The organism is Hymenobacter jeollabukensis, from assembly GCF_005771675.1.
In the GTDB taxonomy this organism is placed as follows: Bacteria; Bacteroidota; Bacteroidia; order Cytophagales; family Hymenobacteraceae; genus Solirubrum; species Solirubrum jeollabukense.
The window spans coordinates 73,248-94,872 of the sequence record NZ_VAJM01000013.1 but is presented as its reverse complement, the minus strand read 5'-3'; the positions used below and the strand labels follow the sequence as shown (position 1 = coordinate 94,872).

The following is a 21,625-nucleotide window of genomic DNA, read 5'->3' as shown; positions in this document are numbered from 1 at the left end:
CTGGCGGAATCTGTTGGCTGGGTTACTGCTGCTGACTTTGCCGGCCTTGCTGACGGGCTGCGGCTTGCAGAAAGACGTGGACGTGGAGCTGCCCGCCGAGCCGGCGCAGCTGGTGGTGGAGTGCTACCTCGAAAACGGCAAAGCGCCGGAACTGACGGTGTCGGAAACGGTGCCCTACCTGAGCGCGCCCGCCCCCACCGTGCTCACCGACGTGACCGTGACGCTGACCGGGCCCACCGGCCGCGTCGAGACGCTCTTGTTCCGGCCCGGGCGCAACCTGGTCACCCGCAAGTTCTACACCCACCGAGGCCTGCGGCCCCTGCGCATCCAGCCCGGCGACACCTGGCAGCTCTCGGTGAAGGACACCAAGGGCCGCGTGGTGACGGGTGCGGCCACCATGCCCGCCACCGTGCCCCTCGATGCGGTGGAGTGGCGCTTCAACGACCGGCCCGCCGATGAGCGCCGCGCCCTGGTAACGGTGAAGTTTCAGGACCCGCCCGGCGTGGGCGACTACTACCGCTTTCAGATCCACCGGGACAGTATTTCGGGGGCGCGCGAGGTGGATTACAACCCCGATGACCGCCTGCTCGACGGGCAGCTCATCACCCTGGGCACCAGCTACGAGTTCGAGCCCGACGACACGCTCTTCGTTACGCTCTACCACCTCGACCGGCCCTACGCCCGCTTCCTGCAGTCCGTCGACGACGCGCAATCGGCCAATGGCAACCCCTTCGGGCAGCCCGCCGCGGTGCAGAGCACGGTGCAGGGCGGCATCGGCGTATTCACCATCCTGAATTACCAGCGTCGCCAGATTATTGTGCGCTGAGCCTGAGCTACTACGTGCGGCCGGCGGCCGGGCCTGCAACCGCGGCGGGCCCGGCCGTTATCTTGCCGGTATCATTCCTATTCTCTTTCTCCTATGATTCGTTCCCGTTTTGTGCTCGGCGCCCTGGCGTCGGCCACCGTGGCCCTCGGCGCCTGTAAAAAGGACGACGCCAAGCCCGTCACCTCCAACGACCAGCTGCTCGTGGCCCACGAGTGGCGCCTTTCCGAAACCCGCCTCAACGGGCAGGTAACCGGCAGCGGCGCTACCGTGAAGGACCAGTACGACTGGCATTTCGTGAGCGGCGGCAGCTACCACCTCACGTACCTGGCCGACGCTTCGATGGTGCAGGGCCAGTGGCAGGTAAGCAACCCCAACAACCTGCACGTCGTCGACCACAAAGGCGACGCGCACGACTACGCCATTCAGCAGCTCGACAACACCACGCTGCGCCTCAGTTGGGAAGAGCGGGCCGGCGAGCGGCACGAGGATATTTACACCGCGAAATAGCCCGTTTGGTCTGAACACAAGGCGCCCCGGCTCCGCACGCAGCGGAGCCGGGGCGTTGTCGTTTGGTGGCGCGCCGAAACTACGCCTGCTGCTCCACCACGCGCTTGAGCAGGGCCGTCAGGCGGGGCTCGGCGTCGGCGGCGGCGGCCAGGATGTGCTGGATGTTTACCGGCTTCAGGTGCGCGGGCGAGGCCTGGTCGGTGATGACGGAAATGGCCAGCACCGGCAAGTCCATATGGCGCGCAGCAATGACCTCGGGCACCGTGCTCATGCCCACCGCACCGGCCCCGATGGTGCGCAGGTAGCGGTACTCGGCGGGCGTTTCGAGCATGGGGCCGGGCAGGGAGGCGTACACCCCGCGGCGCACCCGCGGGCCGAAGCCCAGCTCCCGCGCCGCCGATTCGGCCTGGGCCAGCAGCTGGTGGTCGTAGGGCTCGAACATATCGGGGAAGCGCGGGCCCAACTCGTCCAGGTTCGGGCCCACCAGCGGGTTGGTCGGCTGCAGGTTGATGTGGTCGTCGATGAGCATCAGGTCACTGATGGCAAAATCGGGGTGCAGGCCGCCGGCGGCGTTGCTCACCAGCAGCTTCTGAATGCCGAGCAGCTTAAGCACGCGCACCGGAAACACCACCTCGGGCATGGAATAGCCCTCGTAGTAGTGAAAGCGGCCCTGCAGCACCGCCACGCGGCGCCCGCCCAGGGTGCCCAGCAGCAGGCGCCCGGCGTGGCTTTCCACCGTCGAGACGGGGAAGTGCGGAATATCGGCGTAGCTCAGGCTGTGCTCCACCTGCACCTCCTTGGCCAGCGCCCCAAGGCCGGTGCCAAGGATGATGCCGAAGTCGGGCTGAAACTGCTGGGTCTGGGCTTGGATGTGGGCGGCGGCTTCGCGGAGCTGCGCCATCTGTTGGGCGGCGGAGAGGTGCATAAAAAAGCGCCGCCGACTTTGGTGTCGGCGGCGCGGTAAAAGTAGCGTAAGAAGCGCAAAGCTCCGGCTTACTGAATCGTCAGCTCGTAGGGCAGGCGGGCCTGCACGCCCTGCATCTGCGTGACGGTGCGGTACTGCTGAAACACCGGGTACAGCGGGCCCAGCTTGCTTTGCAGGGCCTTGGCTTCGGCTTCCTCCGAGTTGCCGCCCGACAGCAGGCTGATAAAGCTCTCGATGGCCGATTTGCGGCGGGGCAGGGCCTGCAGGCGGTAGTCGTCGGCCTTGAGGTGGGCACGGCGGGCGGCAATGGCCACCGCGTCGTCGAACGAGCCGAGCACGTCCACGAGGCCGCGCTGCTTGGCTTCGGTGCCCGACCACACCCGGCCCGAGGCCAGGCGGCGCAGGCGCTCCACGGGCATGTGGCGGCCGATGGCGGCTTTCGAGGTGAAGTCGGCGTAGGTGCGCTCCACTTCGCGCTGCAGGCTCTGCTGCTCGAAGGGCGTGAGGCGGCGCGTTACCGTCGGAATGTCCGAGAACTTGCCGGTCGTGACGCGGTCCACGGTGATGCCGAGCTTATCCGACAGCAGGGGCCCCAGGTTGGGCAGCACCCCGAACACGCCGATGGAGCCGGTAATCGTGTTCGGGTGGGCCACGATGGTGTCGCAGCCCATGGCAATGTAGTAGCCGCCCGAGGCCGCCACGTCCGACATCGAGGCAATGACCGGCTTCACCTTTTTGGCCAGCATCACTTCGCGGTAAATCACGTCGGAGGCCAGGGCCGAGCCGCCGGGCGAGTTGATGCGCAGCACGATGGCCTTCACCTTCTTGTCGAGGCGGGCCTTGCGGATGGTTTCGGCGAACTTGGTGCCGCCGATGCTTTCCTCGCCGCCCTTGCCGCCCACGATGTCGCCCTCGGCGTACACCACGGCAATCTTGTTGCCCGACACTTCCTTGTCGTCCTTATCGGCCTTCTCGTAGGTACTCAGGCTCACCAGGCTGGGCTTCTTGTCGCCGTCGAGGTGCAGCTTCTCGCGCAGGTAATCCAGCACTTCGTCGTAGTAGCCGAGCTTGGTTACCAGGCCCAGGCGCTTGGCGTCCTGGGCGTTGTGCACCAGCATGGAGTCCTGCACCGTCTTGAGGCGGCCCACCGGCAGCTTGCGGGCGGCGGCAATCTGCTCGACGGAGTGGTTGTTGATGGAATTCAGGAACGACACCGTCTGAAAGCGGGCCGAGTCGCTGAAATTCTCGCGGAAGTAGGGTTCCACGGCGCTTTTGAACGAGCCCACGCGGAAGATGAAGGGCTCCACGCCGATTTTGTCGAACAGGCGCTTGTAGAAGAACACCTCCGAGGAGAGGCCGTTGAACTCCAGCAGGCCCTGCGGGTGCAGGTACACCTCATCGGCCACCGAAGAGAGGTAGTAGCCTTTTTCGGAGCCGGTTTCGTGGTAGGCCACCACGAATTTGCCCGACTTCTTGAAGTCCAGCAGCGCGTCGCGCACTTCTTCCAGCGAAGCCAGTCCGCCCGATACCACGTCGAGGTCGAGCAGGATGCCCTTGATGTCGTCGTCGGTTTTGGCGCGTTTGATGGCCTCTTTGAGCGTGGTCAGCCCGATGGAGGAGCTGCGCAGGCCGAAGGGCGTGAATTCGCCCTCCTGCTTGCGCTCCGTGAGCGGGCGGTCGAGCTTCAGCTCCAGCACCGAGTTGCTGGCCACCGTCACCTCGTCGGAGGAAGAGCCGATGGCGGCCACCACCCCGACGAAAATCAGGAAGCCGACGAAGGAAAACAGCGCCAGCCCCACGATGGTGGCCAGCACGTACTTGAGGAATTGCAGCATTGTTGAGGAAATGAGAATCAGCGTTCCGTAAACAAAAGTAGGCGGGCTTTGGTGGCCTGCTCGCCAAAGTACGCTCGGCGCGCGGTAGCTGGCCCGGCCTAATCGACAACCGGGCTGTTCTGCGGCGTGAAAGGCCGCCACCAGGGCGCCCACTCCCGGTACAGGCTGAAACTCGGTGATTATTATTTTATGGTATTTGTCAGATATAGTTTGATTCTGTTTAGCTTTCCGAGACGCATCATCCACCCTTTTCTCTTTTCGAATGACGTTTATCGTTCCCGGCGACCGTTCCTTCGCCATTATTCCCAAGCACAGCAACCTGCCGCTGGCTCCGGTGCACCATCAGCGGCACCCGGGCAATGCCATTCAGCAGCAGGAGCCTTACAAAAACAACCCCGCCCAGCAGTTTCAGCTGCAGAAAAACGGCCGCGGCGAATACCACGTGTATCTGCCCTTTGATAACCTGCACTGGGCCATTGCGGGCGTGTCGCCGAACGTAGGCGCCGATCTGATCCAGTGGCACATGCAAGACCGGGACGGCCAGAATTCGCCCAACCAGCGCTTCCGCTTCATGCACGCCGGCAACGGGTACTACTATCTGCGACCGGTGCACAGCGGCCGCGTGCTGGAGGTACCCAACGCGACCCGCGGCCAGGATACCATCAAGCAGGGCACCCTGGCCCCGGCTAACAACCGCGACTTTCAGCTGTTCCGGGTGGTGCCGTCCTCGCCCGACTACGTGGCCAACGAGGCTCACACGTTTCACCAGTACAGCGACCTGGTGCGCGACGCGGTGCTGGGCGTCATCGGGGCCATTCCCAAAGTGGGCGGCGCCGTCAAGGGCGTGCTGGGCGTGCTGTGGCCCGATGGTCACGACAAGGACTTCTGGAACCAGACGACCCTGTACGTGGAGCAGCGCGTGAAGGAGCTGCTGAAGGAGGAAAAGCTGAAAAACCTGCGCAGCGACTTGCAAGGTGCCCGCACCAACGCGGACGAATACCTCGACACTTACGACTTAGAAAACCAGCGCACCAAGCTCATTGCCGCCATTTCGGCGGCCACGCAGCGGGAAGATAATTTTCTGCGCGAGCAGGAGGGCGTGGAAATCCTGTCGTTGCTGGCCGCCTGGGGCACGCTGGTCATGACGCTGCGCGCCGACATGGTCAAGGAGTTTGTGCGCCTGCACCCGGCGGTAACGGATCCGCAGGAGCAGGAGAAGGGCAAAGCCAGCGAGTTGAAGCATCTGCGCGCCGCCATCAAGCGCTACGGCGAGGCGGTACAGCGCAGCCGCGAAGCGGCCATGGCGTGGCGGCTCAGCAAAATCAGGCATGATTTCAAAGGCGACCGGGAATACGTGGATCTGGGCAACGGGCGGATGTCCATCGTGGACTGGCGCAAAGACTGGGTGACGGACAGCTACGACGGCTGGCGCATGGAGCGCGGCTACCGCCGCCCGAACTCCAACCCCGGCGACCCGGACTGCGAAGCCAACATTGCCCACGCCTTCCGGGCCCGTAAAGCGCAGGTACAGGCGCAGTTTGGCGCCGAACTGGATGCGATGCTGGCCGCGGCCTACCTCTGGCCCTACTTCGACCCTACCAAGACGGAGAAGCCCTCGGCTCAGAAAATCACCGCCGAGGTAGGCCCCTTCGGCGGCCGGCCGGGCGGTACCACGTTCGGCGCGGGTACCGGTGGCCTGAAGAAGATTGTCATCTGCTCGGACGCGGGGCAAGCCCACGTATGCGGCCTGCAACTCACCTACGCCGACGGCGTGGAGCATACCTACGGCAAGAAGGGCAACCAACAGGCTGCGCTGACGCTGGCCGACGGGGAGTACGTCGCCAACGCTCGTGGCTACGAGTGGGACCGGGTGCACGGCCTGATGCTGGAAACCAACCACGGCCACCTGATCGAAGGCGGACAACTGGGGCACCACTCGTTCTTCGAGGCCGGCCTCGACGACGCGGTGAATGCCCAGCTGGTGGGCATCTCCGGCACTCACACCGCCGACGCCTTGAACACGCTCACCTTCCACTGGCAGTACACGCTGCAGAAGTAAGCGCGGCTTGGGCCGAAGCACGCGGCCCCGCCCGGACAATCCGGGCGGGGCCGCGTTGGTTCGGGGCGCTCAGTACGGAAACTTCAGAAACGGGTAGCGCCGCCGTAGCTCCTGTTGCGCGTACATCTGCTGGAACTGCTCTTCTGGGGCGAACGACCGGTCACGTCCGAAGGTGAATAAGCCGTCGTGATGATAGAACAGCGCCCAGTACAAGGTTTCATCAAATACCAGCCAGTCGTGCACCCGGAAAATCCGCTTGGCGTATTTGATGAGCATTTTCCAGGTCAGCAACACGTCTTGGTTGCTGGTGCATCCATGCAACAGAACTTCATGCCTAAAGGGAATACCCCGCTCGTACAGCCACTTCTTCAGGGCTGCCGGCGTCTCATTCTGGTGCGTTTCGAGGTGCTTGAAATAGCCGGTGCGGAACGGCCGGGAGTTGCCCTGGTCCGTGGCCCTGCGCATCAGATACGATGCGTCCAAATACGCGTCGACAAACCGGCTGCCTTCCGCGTCCAAAAAGTGCATCTGCGCCTGATGCTCCGCCGGCAGCAAAGCAACTTCCGCTGCGCTGCCCATAAAGGAGTAGGATGGAAAATCGGTGCGGTGTTTCCGCAGGGGCTGGAAGTCAAGCATACCGCGCAGTCGTGAATCGTCCACAAAATCCGAGCAATCCGAAAAATCCGTCGAATCCGTGGTCAATAGCCGTACTTCTCGCCCCACCAATAGCGCAGCCGCTCCTGAATCTTCTGCTCGGCGGCGTTGTCGCCGGGGGTGTAGAAGCGGTGATGGCCCAGGCCCTCGGGCATGAATTCCTGGTAGATGAAGCCGCCCGCGCCGTCGTGGGAGTACTGGTAGGTGTCGCCGTAGTTGAGCTGCTTCATCAGCTTGGTGGGCGCGTTGCGCAGCCCCAGCGGCACCGCGGCCACGCCGTGCTGGCGCACGTAGGCGCGGGCCTCGCGGATGGCCTTGTAGGAGGCGTTGCTCTTGGGCGACGTGGCCAGGTACACCACCGCCTGGCCCAGAATAATGTCCGACTCGGGCATGCCGATGACGGTGACGGCCTGGAAGGTGCTCTGGGCCAGCAGCAGGGCGTTGGGGTTGGCGTTGCCCACGTCTTCGGAGGCGAGAATGAGCAGGCGGCGGGCAATGAATTTGGGGTCTTCGCCGCCTTCCAGCATCACGGCCAGGTAGTAGAGCGCCGCGTTCGGGTCGGAGCCGCGGATGCTCTTGATAAAGGCCGAAATGACATCGTAGTGCATTTCGCCGCCCTTGTCGTAGCGCGAGAGGTTCTGCTGGGCCAGCTGCTGCACCACCTCGTCGGTGATGACCACTACGCCCGTCTCCGGGTTGGCCTGGGCCGACTGCACCACGATTTCCAGCAGGTTGAGCAGCTTGCGCGCGTCGCCGCCGCTGATGCGCAGCAGCGCGTCGTACTGCTCCACGCGCACCGGGCGGCGGCGCAGGGCCTCGTCCTCGCGCAGCGCCCGGTCCACCAGGCCGGTCAGGTCGTCCTTGCCCAGGGCTTCGAGCACGTATACCTGCGCCCGGCTCAGAATGGCCGGGATGACCTCGAATGAGGGATTTTCGGTAGTAGCGCCGATGAGCGTGACGATGCCCTGCTCCACCGCGCCCAGCAAGGCATCCTGCTGCGACTTGCTGAAGCGGTGAATCTCGTCGATGAAGAGCAGGGTGCCGCGGCGCGACTTGGCCTGCTGAATCACGTCGCGCACGTCCTTCACGCCCGCGTTGATGGCCGACAGGGCCACGAAGGGCAGCTTCAGTTGCGCCGCCAGCAGGTGGGCCAGGGTGGTTTTGCCCACGCCGGGCGGGCCCCAGAGGATGAGGGAAGGCAGGCGGCCGGCGTCGAGGTAGCGACGCAGCACGCCGCCCTCGCCCACGAGGTGCTGCTGGCCCACGTACTCGGCCAGGGTGCGGGGGCGCAGGCGCTCGGCCAGCGGGGCGCCGGGCCGGGGCTGGTCGGCGGGCGGATCGAAAAGGGAAGCCATGAACAGAAGTAGCGCCAACTTTGTAGTTCGCGCATTCAAGTACGATGAGTCGGAAGACGAAGTCGACCTGAATGCGCGAACTACAAAGGTAGACCCGCCGACCGGCGGTTCTGCGCGACGCCCGCTTCCTCTTCCTGGTTTGACAACGCCTCCCTCCACCTCCGCCCTGCGCGTGCACGCTGCCCTGTTCGTGGTGGCCGCCATCTACGCCGCCAATTACTCCCTGGCCAAGGAGGTAATGCCCCGCTTCGCCCACCCCAACGGCATCGTGGTGCTGCGCGTGGTGACGGCCGCGCTGGTCTTCGGCCTGCTCGATAAGCTCGTCACCAAAACGCCCATTACCGGCCGCGCCGATACCATTCGCTCCATTCTCTGCGGCATCTCGGGCATCGGGCTGAACCAGCTGCTGTTCTTCGGCGGGCTGAACCTGACCACGCCCATCAGCGCCTCGCTGATTCAGACGGTGTCGCCCATCGTGGTGGTGCTGGCCTCGGTGCTGCTGCTGGGCGAGCGGGTGACCTTGCTGCGCGCCGCGGGCATTCTGGTGGCCGGGGTAGGGGCGGCGCTGGTGATTCTCAGCCGCGGCCCGGCCGGGGCGGCCGGTGAGCAGGTGGCCCTGGGCAACCTGCTCATCTTGCTCAACGCCACGTTTTTTGGCCTGTACCTGGTGCTGGCCGCCCCGCTGATGAAGAAGTACCACGCCTTCACGGTGCTGGCCCGCAGCTTTCTGGTGGGCGCCTTCATCGTGGTGCCCTTCGGCTGGCACGAGGCCCTGGCCATCGACTACGCCCACCTGCCGGGCCGCATCTGGGCCGACATCGTCTACATGGTGGTGATGCTCACCATTGTGGCCTATCTGCTCAACAACTGGGCCCTGAAGTACGCCTCGCCGGCCCTGCTGGGCGTGTATATCTACCTGCAGCCCATCCTGGCCGTGCTCATCGCCGTGAGCCTGGGCCGCGACCATCTGACCTGGGAACGGGCCGGCGAGGGGCTGCTGATTTTCCTGGGCGTGTGGCTGGTCAGCCAGAAGCCCAAGCCGCAGCCCGTGGCCGCCGCGCCGGTGCCGCTGGAGCCGGTGCCGGACTAAGCGCCGCCCGACGATAAAGCCGGCTCTGGCTAGCCGCCGCGCCGCCGCGCCTGATTGAGCGGCCGATTATCTTTGTTCCTCCACACCGTTCGGCGCCCGGCAGGGCCCGGTCGAACACTCCCTTCCCGATGTCCATTACCTCCGAAGCCGAACTGACCGGCCTGCAGCTGATTAGCGCCGCCGTGGCGTCCACCTTGCGGCAGATGCGCGAATACGCCCAGCCGGGCATGAGCACCCTGGAGCTGGACGAGTACGGCGGTAGCCTGCTGACGGCCATGGGCGCCCGCTCGGCCCCGCGGCTGACCTACGGCTTTCCGGGCTGGACGTGCATCAGCGTCAACCAGGAAGTGGCCCACGGCATTCCTTCGGCCCGCAAGGTGCTGCAGGAAGGTGACCTGGTGAACATCGACGTGTCGGCGGAAATGGGCGGGTTCTGGGCCGACAACGGCGGCTCCTTCGTGCTCGGCGCCGACCTGCACAACCACCGCCCGCTGGTCGACGCCTCGCGGCAGATTCTGCGCACGGCCATCAGCCGCATCCGCGGCGGGGTGCGCATCGCCGATATCGGCGGGCTGATCGACGCGGAGGCGCGCAAAGCGGGGTTTCGGGTTATCAAAAACCTGGTCGGGCACGGCGTGGGCCGCAGCCTGCACGAGGAGCCCTCGGAAATTCCCTGCTACTACGACCGCCACAACCTGAAGCGCTTCAAGAAAAACTCGGTGGTGGCCGTGGAAACGTTCATTTCCACCCGCGCCAGCCTGGCCCATCAGCTCAACAACGACGGGTGGACGCTGGCTACCAAGGACGGGTCCTTCGTGGCCCAGCACGAGCACACGCTCGTCGTCACCGACGGGCAGCCCATCATCCTCACCGCCGACAACCGTATCTGGGACTAGCGGGCCGATGTGCCCCCAAAAGGCCGGCTTACGCCTCCTCCAGCCGCCGATTCACCTGCACGGCCCAGCGCACGGCCTGCATCAGCAGCAGCACCTGGGCCAGCAGCACGCCCACCATACCGACGAGCAGGCCGCCGTCGGCCCAGAGCGGATGCAGGCGGGCGACCTTGAAGAAGCCGCCCAGACCGACGAGCACGAGGCCGCCGAGCAGCAGAAACAGTAGGTGACGGAAGCGGGGTAGCGGTTGCATCAGCGGGCGTTTTGGGGTGGTGATGACGGGAGCGGAGCTTTGCAGGAAGCGTGCCAGCCGGGGCCGGCAACTCCTGCGTTAACGCACGAGGTGGGGCGGCTTATTGTGCCGGGCTGCGTATGCAAGCCCAGCGCGCCGTTACTTTGGGCCACTGTGGCCCCGGGGCGGCCCGCCCGTTGCGTATGAAACTACTGCTGGTCGAAGACGAGCCCAAGCTGGCCTCGTTCATCAAAAAAGGCTTCGAAAACGAGGCCTACGAGCTGGAAGTGGCCTACGACGGCCGCGTGGGCCAGTCCCTGCTAGAGCAAAACCGCTACGACGTGGTCATTCTCGACGTGAACCTGCCCTACGTCAACGGCTTCGAGCTGTGCCGCCGCCTGCGCCAGCACGACCGGCAGGTGCCCGTGCTCTTGCTCACCGCCCTCGACAGCATCGATGACAAAGTGACGGGCTTCGAGGCCGGCGCCGACGACTACCTGGTGAAGCCCTTCGAGTTTCGGGAGCTGTTGCTGCGCACCCGGGCCCTGGCCAAGCGCGGCACCGACGCGCCCGCCGTGAAGCACCTGCTGCGCATGGCCGACCTGGAGCTCAACCTCGACGCCAAAACCGTGACCCGCGCCGGGCAGCGCATCGAGCTGACCACCCGCGAATACTCGCTGCTGGAATATCTACTGCTCAACCGCGGCAAAACCGTCTCGCGCGTCGACATTGCCGAGCGCGTGTGGGAGCTGAATTTCGACACCAACACCAACGTCATCGACGTGTACGTGAGCTACCTGCGCAAGAAAATCGACAAGGGTTTCGAGCCCAAGCTGATTCACACCGTGGTGGGCATGGGCTACGTGATGCGGGAAGGATAAGAGGTGAAATAGTGAGGTGGTGAGCTAGTGAGTACTGTTCTGACGGCGCGGAATGCGCAATGCAGAGCCTCCTGACCATCAAACTCACCAGTTCACTACCTCACCATTTCACCACTGTCCCGTGCTGATTCGCAACAAGCTTATCCTGCGCTTTACCCTGCTGGTGCTGCTGATTCAGCTGTGCTTTTCGCTGTTTGTGTACTACTTCCACGCCGCCACGCGGGAGCAGCGGTTTCACGCGCGGCTGGCGGGCAAGGTGGACCTGACCGGGCGCATCCTCATTCAGCGGGCCAACCTGCGCAGCGGCATCCTGCGCACCGTGCGCCGCCGCGACCTGCTGACCATGCCCCGGGAGCAGATCAGCATCTACTCGCCCCACGGCCGCCTGCTCTACGCCAGCGACGACCACATCGACCAGCGCGGCAACCTGGCCCACCTGAGCAGCATCAGCGGGCCGCAGCCGGTGAGCTTCCGCTACGCCGGCCGCGAGGTCATCGGGGCCGAGTACCACTACGCCGGCTACCCCAGCCGCATTTTCGTGGCCGCCCGCGACGACGAGGGCTTTCAGCAGCTCGACAAGCTGCGCCTGATCTTGCTGGCCGGCAACCTCGGTGCCCTGGCCCTGATTGTGGTGGCCGGCTGGTTTTTCGCGGCCGATACGCTGCGGCCCATGGCGCGCATCGTGCGGCAGGTGCGGCGCATCACGGCGTCCAACCTCAGCCAGCGCCTCTCGGAGGGCAACCAGAAGGACGAAATTGCCCAGCTGGCCATGACCTTCAACCGCATGCTGGCGGGGCTGGAGCAGGCCTTCGAAAGCCAGAAAAGCTTCGTGTCGCACGCCTCGCACGAGCTGCGGACCCCGCTGGCCAACGCCCTGGGCACGCTGGAAACCTCGGTGCTCTACGACCAGGATCTGGCCGAAGCCAAGCGCAGCATGCAGTCGGCGCAGGAGGAAATTCGCCGGCTCATCGGCCTCACCAACAGCCTGCTGGCCCTGGCCCGCGCCGACGAAACCACCCTCAGCCGCCAGCTGGTGCGCCTCGACGACTGCCTCACCCAAGCCCTCGACCACTGCGCCGCCAAGTACCCCGGCCGCTCGGTGCGCCTGTCCTTCGGGCAGGTGCCGGAGGAGCTGGACGAGCCGTTTCAGGTGCGCGGCAACGCCCCGCTGCTCACCACGGCCCTGCTGAACCTGCTCGACAACGCCTGCAAGTACTCCCAGGCGCCGGTGCAGGTGGAGCTGAGCTACGCCGGCGCCCGCACCCTGCAGGTGACGGTGCAGGACGCGGGCGTGGGCATCGAGCCGGCGGCCTTGCCGCGCATCTTCGAGCCGCTGTTTCGGGCCGAGGGCGGCCGGGCCACCGCCAGCGGCTTCGGCCTGGGCCTGCCCATGACGCGCAAAATCATCCGCCTGCACGGGGGCGAGCTGACGGTGGAGTCCCAGGTAGGGGAGGGCACGACGGCCACGATACAGCTGCCGGCTGCCCCGGTGCTCTAGCGGACCCGATCCGCTGGCTGAAACCAGGCTGGCTATCAGGCGGGGCGGTGCCTGCGGCTCGTGGCTTGCCCTACTGTTCAGCTGGCCGCTTCAACCGCGGGGGCGCTGCTATTCCAGGCGCAGAGCTGCTCCAGGATAGGGAGCAGCGCCAGGCCGTGCTCGGTAAGCGAATACTCCACCCGGGGCGGCAGCTCGGCAAACGCTTCGCGGCGCACGATGCCGTCTTCCTCCAGCTCCTTGAGCTGCTCGGTCAGCACCTTGCGGGAGGTCAGGTACAGGCGCTGGGCCAGCTGGCCGAAGCGCAGCCGACGTCCGGCCAGATTGGAAACGATAATCAACTTCCATTTGCCGCCCAGCACGCCCATCGTACGGGTCATAGGGCAGCTAGAACCACAAAAAGCAGCGTCGCGCATGGGGTAGCTTTAGTGAAATGGTGGAGTAAAGGCCGTTGGTTACGGGAGGGTAACCAGTTTGTGGGGCAAAACGGCCGGCATTAGTAACTAAAAGAAACTATCGATAGTTCCTTGCCGAAACTAATCAATAACCCCCACTTTTTCCATGACAACTTCCCAAAAGCTAGCCGGTAAAATTGCCCTCATCACTGGTGGTAGCACCGGCATCGGCCTGGCGACGGCCCAGCGCTTCGTGGCTGAAGGCGCGTTCGTGTTCATCACCGGCCGGCGGCAGGCCGAGCTGGATGCGGCGGTGCAGCAGCTGGGCGGCGCCGCGGCCGGGCTGCAGGGCGACGTGAGCAACCTGGCCGATCTGGACCGGATAGTAGCTGCTATCAAGGAGCAGAAAGGCCGGCTCGACGTGCTGGTGGCCAACGCGGCCATTGCCGAGTTTCTGCCCGTGGAGGCCATTACGGAAGACCACTACGACCGGCAGTTTGATGTCAACGTGAAGGGTATCGTCTTCACGGTGCAGAAAGCGCTGCCGCTGCTCCCCGACGGCTCTACCATCGTGCTCCTGTCGTCCGTCTCGGGCGTGAAGGGCTCGGCCTACAGCAGCATCTACAGCGCCACGAAGGCGGCCATCCGCTCCCTGGCCCGCAACTGGGCCGTCGACCTCAAAGCCCGCCACATTCGGGTGAATGCCGTCAGCCCGGGGCCCATCGAAACGCCCGGACTCAACGCCCTGATCAGCTCCCCCGAGGAACTGGCTCAATTTAAAACCCAGATGACGAGCGTGATGCCGCTGGGGCGCATGGGGGAGGCCGATGAAGTGGCCAAAGCCATCCTGTTCCTGGCCTCGGACGACAGCAGCTTCGTCACCGGGGCGGAGCTGTTCGTCGACGGCGGCATAGCGCAGGTGTAAGCTAGGAAAAAGGGCGGGCGTAGCGGCAAACCACTAGGCCCGCCCTGGTTCTTGCCCCTTGTACTCTTATTAACTCCAGCTAATGGCTGGGAGCCGCGGCTCCCAGCCATTTTTCTGTTCATTAAACCCCGTTGCGCTGCCAAGTAGCCGGCCACAAGCCCGCCAGCCATGTCGCAGTCGGCGCGGCCTTGGAAGCGGGGAGCAGTCAGGGAATGACGCTCTAATCTTTTCTAATCCCGTTCTCACGCGGCTCTAATGCCCGGCGGCCAGTTTTGCAGCCGACCCACGCATGGTGCCCATGAAGAAACACGACCGTCTGCAGCTGCCCGCTTTTCTGCTGCTGGTGGCGCTGATCCTCTCGGCCGGCCTGAACTGCTACCTGCTCATGGCCGACCATTCCCCGCTCGAACAGGCCTTCGAGACGGATAACCGCATGGCCGAATCGGAGCTGGAGCTGCGCCTGGCGCAGGCCCAGCTGGCCCAGTGCCAGGTAGAGCAGCTGCGCAAGGACAGCGTGCTGGTGAGCCTGCTCGGCCGCCCTCACGCCAATGCGGTGAAGCTTTAACCAGCTTTTAATGTTTTCTAATGCCGTTCTCACACGGCTCTAATGCCCCGGCGCCTCCTTTGCGGAACAACCTCTCGCAATTAGCCCATTCCGGCGCCCCCGCCAATGCCCATACGCCCCTTAGTCCGAACCCTGACCCTGCCGCTGGCCGCGGCGGCCCTGAGCGCCCTGCTCGCCGGCTGCTCGGCCAAGGGCGAAACCGAAGCCTCGGCCGCCCAGACGGCTGCCGCCGAACAGCCCTCCTTGCCCGTCACCCGGCTGGTGACCCGCGACACGGTGCTTTTTCGCAAGTACGTGGCCGACATTCAGGCCCTGCGCAACGTGGAGCTGCGCGGCCGCGTGGCCGGCTTCCTGGAGCACATTCACGTCGACGAAGGCCAGCCGGTGAAAGCCGGGCAGCTGCTCTTCAGCATCAACGACGCGCCCTTCCGCACCCAGATTACCAGGGCCCAGGCGGCCCTGTCCAGCGCCCAGGCCGATACCCGCGTGGCCGAGCTGGAGGTGAAGCAGGTGACCATGCTGGTGGCGAAAAACATCGTGTCGGACACCGAGCTGGAGGTGGCCAAAGCCAAGCTCAAGGCGGCCCAGTCGCACGTGGCGCAGGCGCAGTCCGCGCTGGCCTCGGCCCGGCTGAATTTGAGCTACACCCAGGTGCGCGCCCCGTTCGACGGCATTATTGACCGCATTCCGCTGAAAGTTGGCAGCCTGGTGGATGATGGCACGCTGCTCACCACCGTATCGGACATCCGCTCGGTGTACGCTTACTTCACCGTGTCGGAGGGCGAGTACCTCGACTACGTGAAGCGCCACCCCAAGGGCGTGAGCAGCGCCGAAAGCTCCGACGATGTGCGCCTGATCCTGGCCGACGGCTCGACCTACCCGCAGGCCGGCCGCATCGAAACGGTGGAAAGCGAGTTCGACGCCAACACCGGCTCCATTGCCTTCCGGGCGCGGTTTGCCAACCCCAATCACCTGCTCAAGCACGGCGCCACCGGCCGCGTGCAGCTCAGCAGCGCCGTCGACGACGCGCTGCTGCTGCCGCAGAAAGCCGCCTTCGAGCTGCAGGACAAGAACTACGTGTTCGTGGTCGACCAGCAGAACCGCCTGCACCAGCGCCACTTCGTGCCGCGCACCCGCCTGGCACACTTCTACCTCGTCGAATCGGGCTTGCAGCCCGGCGAACGGGTGGTGTACGAAGGCGTGCAGGATGCCCGCGACGGAATGCTGATCCGGCCCCAAACCGTGGGCATGGATAGCCTGCTGGCGCCCGCGCCGCCCCATACCGGTGGCGGCGGGGCGGGCGCCGTGGCCCATGCCCACTGATAACCACCCCCGACGCGCCCGCCTTGCTCTCAACGGGCGGCGCGTCCGCCTGCCGCGTGGTGCCGGCTGCCCCCGGGCCGAACTTCTCTTTTGGGAGAAAGGACGGAACGAGGCCCGGGCCGCCGCCAAAGCACCGCCGGCAGGCGCAGGACTTCACCCCCGGCCCCGCTCCTTCGTGGAGCGGGGTGCGTTCTGACCTACTCGTTCCACCTGCAGAGTGGTGTCAGGCTCCCCCTCTCCCCGAGGAGAGGGGGCCGGGAGGTGAGGTTTTTGGGGTTTACCCTTCCACGTCACTGACAGCTCAAAACTGTCAACTGACAACTGACCTAATATGCTCGCACTGTTCATCAAGCGGCCGGTATTGTCGCTGGTTATTTCGCTGATATTCCTGCTGCTGGGCGGGCTGGCGTTTTTTTCGCTGCCCATCACGCAGTTTCCCGAAATCGTGCCGCCCTCGGTGACGGTGACGGCCAAGTACACCGGCGCCAACGCCGAGGTGTGCGCCAAGGCCGTGGCCACCCCGCTGGAGCGCGCCATCAACGGCGTGCCGGGCATGACCTACATGTCGACGGTGACCAGCAACAACGGCATCACGGCCATCCAGGTGTTCTTCGAAGTGGGCACCGACCCCGATTTGGCGGCGGTGAATGTGCAGAACCGCGTGACGACCATCATCGACGAAATGCCGGAGGAGGTCATCAAGGCCGGGGTGACGACGGAGAAAGAAGTGAACAGCATGTTGCTGTATTTGAACGTGATGAGCACCGACCCGTCGGCCGATGAGGAGTTCATCTACAACTTCGCCGACATCAACATTCTGCAGGAACTCAAGCGCATCGAGGGCGTGGGTCGGGCTGAAATCATGGGCTCCCGCGAGTACTCCATGCGCGTGTGGCTGAAGCCCGACCGCCTGCTGGCCTACGACGTGTCGGCCGACGAGGTGGTGGACGCCATTCGGAACCAGAACGTGGAAGCCGCGCCGGGACAGACCGGGGAAAGCTCCGGCCGCTCGGCCCAGATGCTGCAGTACGTGCTGCGCTACACCGGCAAGCTGTTTGAGCCCGAGCAGTACAAAAGCATCGTGGTGCGGGCCAACGCCGACGGCTCGGTGCTGCGCCTGCGCGACGTGGCCGAGGTGGAATTTGGCACGCTCAGCTACGGCATGGCCTCCAAGACCGACGGCCGGGCCTCGGCCGCCATCATGCTCAAGCAGCGCCCCGGCTCCAACGCCCGCGAGGTTATCGAAAACGTGAAAACCCGCATGGCCGAGCTGCAGAAAACCAGCTTCCCGCCGGGCATGACCTACAACATCAGCTACGACGTGTCGCGCTTCCTCGACGCGAGTATCCACGAGGTGCTGCGGACCTTGTTCGAGGCCTTCGTGCTGGTGTTCATCGTGGTATACCTGTTTCTGCAGGACTGGCGCAGCACCCTCATTCCGGCGCTGGCGGTGCCCGTGGCCCTCATCGGCACGCTGGCATTCATGCAGATGTTCGGCTTCTCGATCAACCTGCTCACGCTCTTCGCCTTGGTGCTGGCCATTGGCATCGTGGTCGACAACGCCATTGTGGTGGTGGAGGCCGTGCACGTGAAGATGCACGAGGAGCATTTGTCGGCCCGAAAAGCTACGCTGGCGGCCATGCAGGAAATCGGCGGGGCCATCGTGGCCATTACCCTGGTGATGACGGCGGTATTCGTGCCGGTGGCGTTTATGAGCGGGCCGGTGGGCGTGTTCTACCGCCAATTCTCGCTCACGCTGGCCATTTCCATCGTCATTTCGGGCGTCAACGCGCTGACACTCACGCCGGCTTTGTGCGCCCTGATGCTCAAGCCCACCCACGCCATCGAGGGCGACTCGGCCGATGCGCCGGAGGCCAGGCGAAAGGGGCTGCTGGCCCGCTTTTTCGGCGGCTTCAACCACTACTACGACCGGCTGGCCCGGGGCTACGAGCGGCTGCTCTACCGGCTGGCCCCGCGCCGCTGGCTGACCATCGGCTTGTTCGTGGCGTTCAGCGCGGCGGCCTGGGGCATCAGCCTGGTTCTGCCCTCGGGCTTTATTCCGAACGAGGACCAGGGCATGATTTACGTGAACGTGACGGCCCCGGCCGGCGCCACCGTGGAGCGCACCGAGCAGGTGCTCGACCAGATTCAGCGGCAGGCGGCCAAGCTCGGGCCGGTGGAATCGGTGACGACGCTGGCCGGCTACAGCCTCTTGAACGAAGTGGCCGGCGCCTCCTACGGCATGGGCATGATCAACCTCAAAAGCTGGGACAAGCGCGAGGAATCCGTCGACGAGCTGATTCAGGAGCTGCGCAAGCGCACGGCGGGCATCCGCGACGCCCGCATCGAGTTCTTCTCGCCGCCCACCGTACCGGGCTTCGGCAACAGCAGCGGCTTCGAGCTGCGCATCCTCGACAAAACCGGCCGCGGCGACCTGCAGCAGACGGCTGCCGCCACCAATAAGTTTATCACCGCCTTGGCCAAGACGCCCGAAATCGGGGCCGCCTTCACCACCTTCGACCCGAACTTCCCGCAGTACCTGATCCACGTCGACCAGGAAATGGCGGCCAAGCGCGGCGTGACCGTGGACCGCGCCATGAGCACTTTGCAGACGCTGCTGGGCTCGTACTACGCCTCCAACTTCATCCGCTTCGGGCAGATGTACAAGGTGATGGTGCAGGCCGCCCCCAGCTACCGCGCCGCGCCCGAGGACGTGCTCAAGCTCTACGTCAAAAACGACCGGGGCGAGATGGTGCCGTACTCGACCTTCCTCACGATGGAGCGGGTGTACGGCCCCGAGCAGCTCACGCGCTACAACATGTACACCTCGGCCATGCTCAACGGCGACGCGGCCCCGGGTTTCAGTTCCGGCGAGGCCATTGCCGCCGCCGAGCGGGTGGCCAAGCAGGAGCTGCCGCGCGGCTTCAGCTACGAGTGGTCGGGGATGACGCGGGAGCAGATTCTGTCGGGCAACCAGGCGGTGTACGTGTTCCTGATGGTCATCGTGTTCGTGTACCTGCTGCTGGCGGCCCAGTACGAAAGCTTCCTCTTGCCGCTGCCGGTGCTGCTGTCGTTGCCGGTGGGCGTGTTCGGCGCCTTCCTCTCGCTAAAGCTGCTGGGGCTGGAAAACAACATCTACGCCCAGGTAGCGCTGGTGATGCTCATCGGCCTGCTCGGCAAAAACGCCATCCTCATCATTGAAGTGGCCAACCAGCGCCGCCAGCAGGGCGCCTCAGTGCTCGACGCCGCGGTGGAAGGGGCAGTGTCGCGCCTGCGCCCCATCCTGATGACTTCCTTCGCCTTCATTGCCGGCCTGATTCCGCTCTGCATTGCCTCCGGCGCCGGCGCGCTGGGCAACCGCAGCATCGGCACGGCGGCGGCGGGCGGCATGCTCATCGGCACCCTGTTCGGGGTGGTCATCATTCCGGGGCTGTACGTGCTTTTTGCCTCGCTGAGCAAGCCGGCCACGGAGGAGGACGACGAGCAGGAAGCTGAAACGGCCGCCGTGGTGCGCCGCCTCGAACCGAAACATGCCTAAACTGACTCCAGCACCTGATCCGGCTCATCCGGCCGAAGCATCCTTGCCGCCTTCGCCAGAGGGTTACGGTTGGGGAACCGCCAGCACGCGCAGCGGCGGGGATGTTTCGGCCGGAAGGGCTCGGCGCAGTATAGCATGGACTTTAGCCCGCATCCGTCAGCTATTAACCTACCCGTCTGCCCCCTTGAAGTGCCGCGACAATCGGCCGGGCGGACGCGGGCTAAACCGTAGGAAGGCGTCAGCCAAGCCCGCGCTACACATTCTTGCCATGTCCCGTTTAAGAAGCTATATCGTTCCCGTCGCGCTGGTTCTCGGCCTACTCAGCGGCTGCAAAGTCACCGAGCCGGTGCCGCCGCGCGTCAGCGCCGCGCTGCCGCCGGCCTTCGGCCCCCTCGCGCCCTCCGATTCGGCCAGCATTGCCGACAAGCCCTGGCGCGAGTTTTTCAATGACCGGCAGCTGGTCGGCCTCATCGACACGGCCCTGCACAACAACCTCGACGTGCAGATGGCCGTGCGCCGCGTGGAGCAAAGCCGCGCCGCCCTCACCGCCGCCCGCGGCGCCCTGCTGCCCACCGTCAACGGCGTGGCCGCGGCCGGCGTCGACAAGTGGGGCGACTACACCCTGAACGGCGTGGGCAATTTCGACACCAACCTCTCGCCCAACATCGAGCGGCGGCAGCGCATTCCGACGCCCTACACCCCCGACTTCTTCCTCGGCCTGCGCAGCTCCTGGGAAGTGGACCTCTGGGGCAAGCTGAGTCAGCGCCGCCGCGCCGCCACGGCCCGCGTGCTGGCCTCCGAGCAGGGCCGCTACCTCGTCACGACGGCGGTGGTGGCCCAGGTGGCCACGCTGTACTACGAGCTGCTGGCCCTCGACAACGAGCTGGACGTGCTGCGCCGCAACACCGACTACCAGGCCCGGGCCCTGGAAATCGTGCGGGTGCAGAAACGGGCCGGCCGCGCCACCGAGCTGGCCGTGCAGCAGTTTACGGCCCAGTGGCTGCGCACCCGCGGCCTGGAGCAGCAGGCCCTGCAGCGGGTGGTGGACCGCGAAAACCAGCTCAACCAGCTGCTCGGCCGCTACCCGCAGCGCATTAGCCGCGGCGCCCCCATCCGCCAGCAGCCCCTGCCCGATACCGTGGCCGCCGGCCTGCCCGCCCGCGCCCTGCTGCGCCGCCCCGACGTGCGCCAGGCCGAGCTGGAGCTGGCCGCCACCCACGCCGACGTGTCGGCGGCCCGGGCCGCGTTTCTGCCCTCGCTCACCATCACGCCCTACCTCGGCCTGAACGCCTACAGCGGCGCCCTGCTGTTCCGGCCCGAGTCGGTGGCCCTGGGCGTGCTGGGCGGGCTGACGGCCCCGGTGCTCAACCGCAGCCTCATCAAAGCCGACTACCAGCGCGCCACCGCCGCCGACCAGGAAGCCTTCTTCGCCTACCAGAAGGCCCTGCAAACCGGCTTCCGGGAGGTGCACACCAACCTGCGGGGCCTGGCGCACTACCGCCGCGCCTACGCCCTCAAGCAGCAGGAAGCCGCCGCGCTGGGCCAGGCCGTGGAGGCCGCCGGCGACCTGTACCGCGCCAACCGCGCCGACTACCTCGAAGTCATTACGGCCCAGCGCAACGTGCTCGACGCCGAGCTGGAAGCCACCCAGCTGCGCCGGGAGCAGTTCAGCCTGCTCATCGACCTGTACCGGGCCCTGGGCGGGGGCTGGGAAGCCGCGCCCGTGAACCTCTGATCCGTTTACTTTTTTCCGAAGGAAGCCACCCCGGCTTCCTTTTGCTTTTTCCGCATGAGCCGAGAAGAACTGGCCCGCGCCGGCTTTTTTCCCGCCGACTGGATTCCCAGCGGCACCCGTTACCTGCACGGCGAGTTGCTGGTGCGCATGAGTGCCCGCGGCAGCCTGCGCGTCTTCATCCCCGAGGGCGGGGGCGAGGTAGAAGTATCTTCGGGCAGCCTGTTCGAGCCGGTGGTGCACTACGTGGGCGCGCTGGAGGGCGTGGCCGCGCTGCTGCTGCAACTGCAGAACCTGCTGTAGCGCGGCCGGCGGTGTGCTGCCGCCACCGGCTGCGGCAGGCTGTTTTTGGGGTATAAGCACTGGGGTGGGCGGCTGAAAATGACCGGTTTAGG

Annotated in this window: 19 protein-coding genes; 13 read left to right on the top strand and 6 right to left on the bottom strand. The window is 65.4% G+C overall.

Annotation, left to right across the window (positions count from 1 at the left end; genetic code table 11):
- Positions 1 to 13 precede the first annotated feature (13 nt).
- Together FDY95_RS20420 and FDY95_RS20415 are read left to right on the top strand one after the other, a co-directional pair.
- Positions 14 to 826, top strand: a complete 813-nt coding sequence (locus tag FDY95_RS20420; protein WP_171025772.1) for a DUF4249 domain-containing protein — start codon at positions 14 to 16, stop codon at positions 824 to 826.
- A gap of 93 nt (positions 827 to 919) precedes the next feature.
- A complete protein-coding gene (locus tag FDY95_RS20415) occupies positions 920 to 1,333 on the top strand; it encodes a hypothetical protein (protein WP_138080435.1) in 414 nt (137 codons plus the stop codon).
- A gap of 79 nt (positions 1,334 to 1,412) precedes the next feature.
- Here FDY95_RS20415 and FDY95_RS20410 read toward each other — a convergent pair whose 3' ends face one another.
- Entirely contained in the window at positions 1,413 to 2,258 is an 846-nt protein-coding gene (locus FDY95_RS20410) for a purine-nucleoside phosphorylase (protein WP_246074092.1), read from the bottom strand.
- Positions 2,259 to 2,326: 68 nt separating this feature from the next.
- Positions 2,327 to 4,093 carry a signal peptide peptidase SppA gene (gene sppA / locus FDY95_RS20405; RefSeq protein ID WP_138080433.1) on the bottom strand — a complete coding sequence of 589 codons (1,767 nt, stop codon included), beginning with the start codon at positions 4,091 to 4,093 and terminating at the stop codon, positions 2,327 to 2,329.
- A 262-nt stretch (positions 4,094 to 4,355) separates the two neighbouring features.
- Here sppA and FDY95_RS20400 point away from each other — a divergent pair, with 262 nt between their 5' ends.
- Positions 4,356 to 6,152 (top strand): RICIN domain-containing protein, encoded by a 1,797-nt coding sequence (locus tag FDY95_RS20400; RefSeq protein WP_138080431.1) that lies wholly within the window; start codon positions 4,356 to 4,358, stop codon positions 6,150 to 6,152.
- Between the two features lie 69 nt (positions 6,153 to 6,221).
- Here the strand turns inward: FDY95_RS20400 and FDY95_RS20395 are convergent, their stop codons facing one another.
- Together FDY95_RS20395 and FDY95_RS20390 are read right to left on the bottom strand one after the other, a co-directional pair.
- Positions 6,222 to 6,788, bottom strand: a complete 567-nt coding sequence (locus FDY95_RS20395) for a hypothetical protein (protein WP_138080429.1) — start codon at positions 6,786 to 6,788, stop codon at positions 6,222 to 6,224.
- Positions 6,789 to 6,850: 62 nt separating this feature from the next.
- Positions 6,851 to 8,161 carry a replication-associated recombination protein A gene (locus FDY95_RS20390; protein WP_138080427.1) on the bottom strand — a complete coding sequence of 437 codons (1,311 nt, stop codon included), beginning with the start codon at positions 8,159 to 8,161 and terminating at the stop codon, positions 6,851 to 6,853.
- Between the two features lie 139 nt (positions 8,162 to 8,300).
- Here FDY95_RS20390 and FDY95_RS20385 point away from each other — a divergent pair, with 139 nt between their 5' ends.
- A complete protein-coding gene (locus FDY95_RS20385) occupies positions 8,301 to 9,251 on the top strand; it encodes a DMT family transporter (RefSeq protein WP_246074091.1) in 951 nt (316 codons plus the stop codon).
- 128 nt (positions 9,252 to 9,379) lie between these two features.
- Positions 9,380 to 10,147, top strand: coding sequence for a type I methionyl aminopeptidase (map, locus tag FDY95_RS20380; protein WP_138080423.1), 768 nt, complete (start codon positions 9,380 to 9,382; stop codon positions 10,145 to 10,147).
- 28 nt (positions 10,148 to 10,175) lie between these two features.
- Here map and FDY95_RS20375 read toward each other — a convergent pair whose 3' ends face one another.
- Positions 10,176 to 10,397, bottom strand: a complete 222-nt coding sequence (locus tag FDY95_RS20375; RefSeq protein WP_138080421.1) for a hypothetical protein — start codon at positions 10,395 to 10,397, stop codon at positions 10,176 to 10,178.
- 182 nt (positions 10,398 to 10,579) lie between these two features.
- On the opposite strand from FDY95_RS20375, the gene FDY95_RS20370 reads away from it, so the two are divergent.
- The gene (locus tag FDY95_RS20370) at positions 10,580 to 11,257 is read left to right on the top strand and encodes a response regulator (protein ID WP_111479120.1); all 678 of its coding nucleotides are present in this window, start codon (positions 10,580 to 10,582) and stop codon (positions 11,255 to 11,257) included.
- 121 nt (positions 11,258 to 11,378) lie between these two features.
- Complete coding sequence (locus FDY95_RS20365) at positions 11,379 to 12,755, top strand: sensor histidine kinase (protein WP_171025771.1); 1,377 nt, start codon at positions 11,379 to 11,381, stop codon at positions 12,753 to 12,755.
- 77 nt (positions 12,756 to 12,832) lie between these two features.
- Here FDY95_RS20365 and FDY95_RS20360 read toward each other — a convergent pair whose 3' ends face one another.
- Positions 12,833 to 13,132, bottom strand: a complete 300-nt coding sequence (locus FDY95_RS20360) for a winged helix-turn-helix transcriptional regulator (protein WP_212744938.1) — start codon at positions 13,130 to 13,132, stop codon at positions 12,833 to 12,835.
- 181 nt (positions 13,133 to 13,313) lie between these two features.
- Here FDY95_RS20360 and FDY95_RS20355 point away from each other — a divergent pair, with 181 nt between their 5' ends.
- The 6 genes from FDY95_RS20355 to FDY95_RS20330 all read left to right on the top strand — a co-directional run bounded on the left by FDY95_RS20355 (position 13,314) and on the right by FDY95_RS20330 (position 21,533).
- Complete coding sequence (locus FDY95_RS20355) at positions 13,314 to 14,072, top strand: SDR family NAD(P)-dependent oxidoreductase (RefSeq protein WP_138080415.1); 759 nt, start codon at positions 13,314 to 13,316, stop codon at positions 14,070 to 14,072.
- Between the two features lie 298 nt (positions 14,073 to 14,370).
- The gene (locus FDY95_RS20350; protein WP_138080413.1) at positions 14,371 to 14,637 is read left to right on the top strand and encodes a hypothetical protein; all 267 of its coding nucleotides are present in this window, start codon (positions 14,371 to 14,373) and stop codon (positions 14,635 to 14,637) included.
- A 105-nt stretch (positions 14,638 to 14,742) separates the two neighbouring features.
- Positions 14,743 to 15,960, top strand: a complete 1,218-nt coding sequence (locus tag FDY95_RS20345; RefSeq protein WP_138080411.1) for an efflux RND transporter periplasmic adaptor subunit — start codon at positions 14,743 to 14,745, stop codon at positions 15,958 to 15,960.
- 331 nt (positions 15,961 to 16,291) lie between these two features.
- Entirely contained in the window at positions 16,292 to 19,498 is a 3,207-nt protein-coding gene (locus FDY95_RS20340; protein ID WP_138080409.1) for an efflux RND transporter permease subunit, read from the top strand.
- Between the two features lie 268 nt (positions 19,499 to 19,766).
- Positions 19,767 to 21,233, top strand: a complete 1,467-nt coding sequence (locus tag FDY95_RS20335) for a TolC family protein (protein WP_138080407.1) — start codon at positions 19,767 to 19,769, stop codon at positions 21,231 to 21,233.
- Between the two features lie 54 nt (positions 21,234 to 21,287).
- Positions 21,288 to 21,533, top strand: coding sequence for a hypothetical protein (locus tag FDY95_RS20330; protein WP_138080405.1), 246 nt, complete (start codon positions 21,288 to 21,290; stop codon positions 21,531 to 21,533).
- Positions 21,534 to 21,625: the final 92 nt, after the last annotated feature.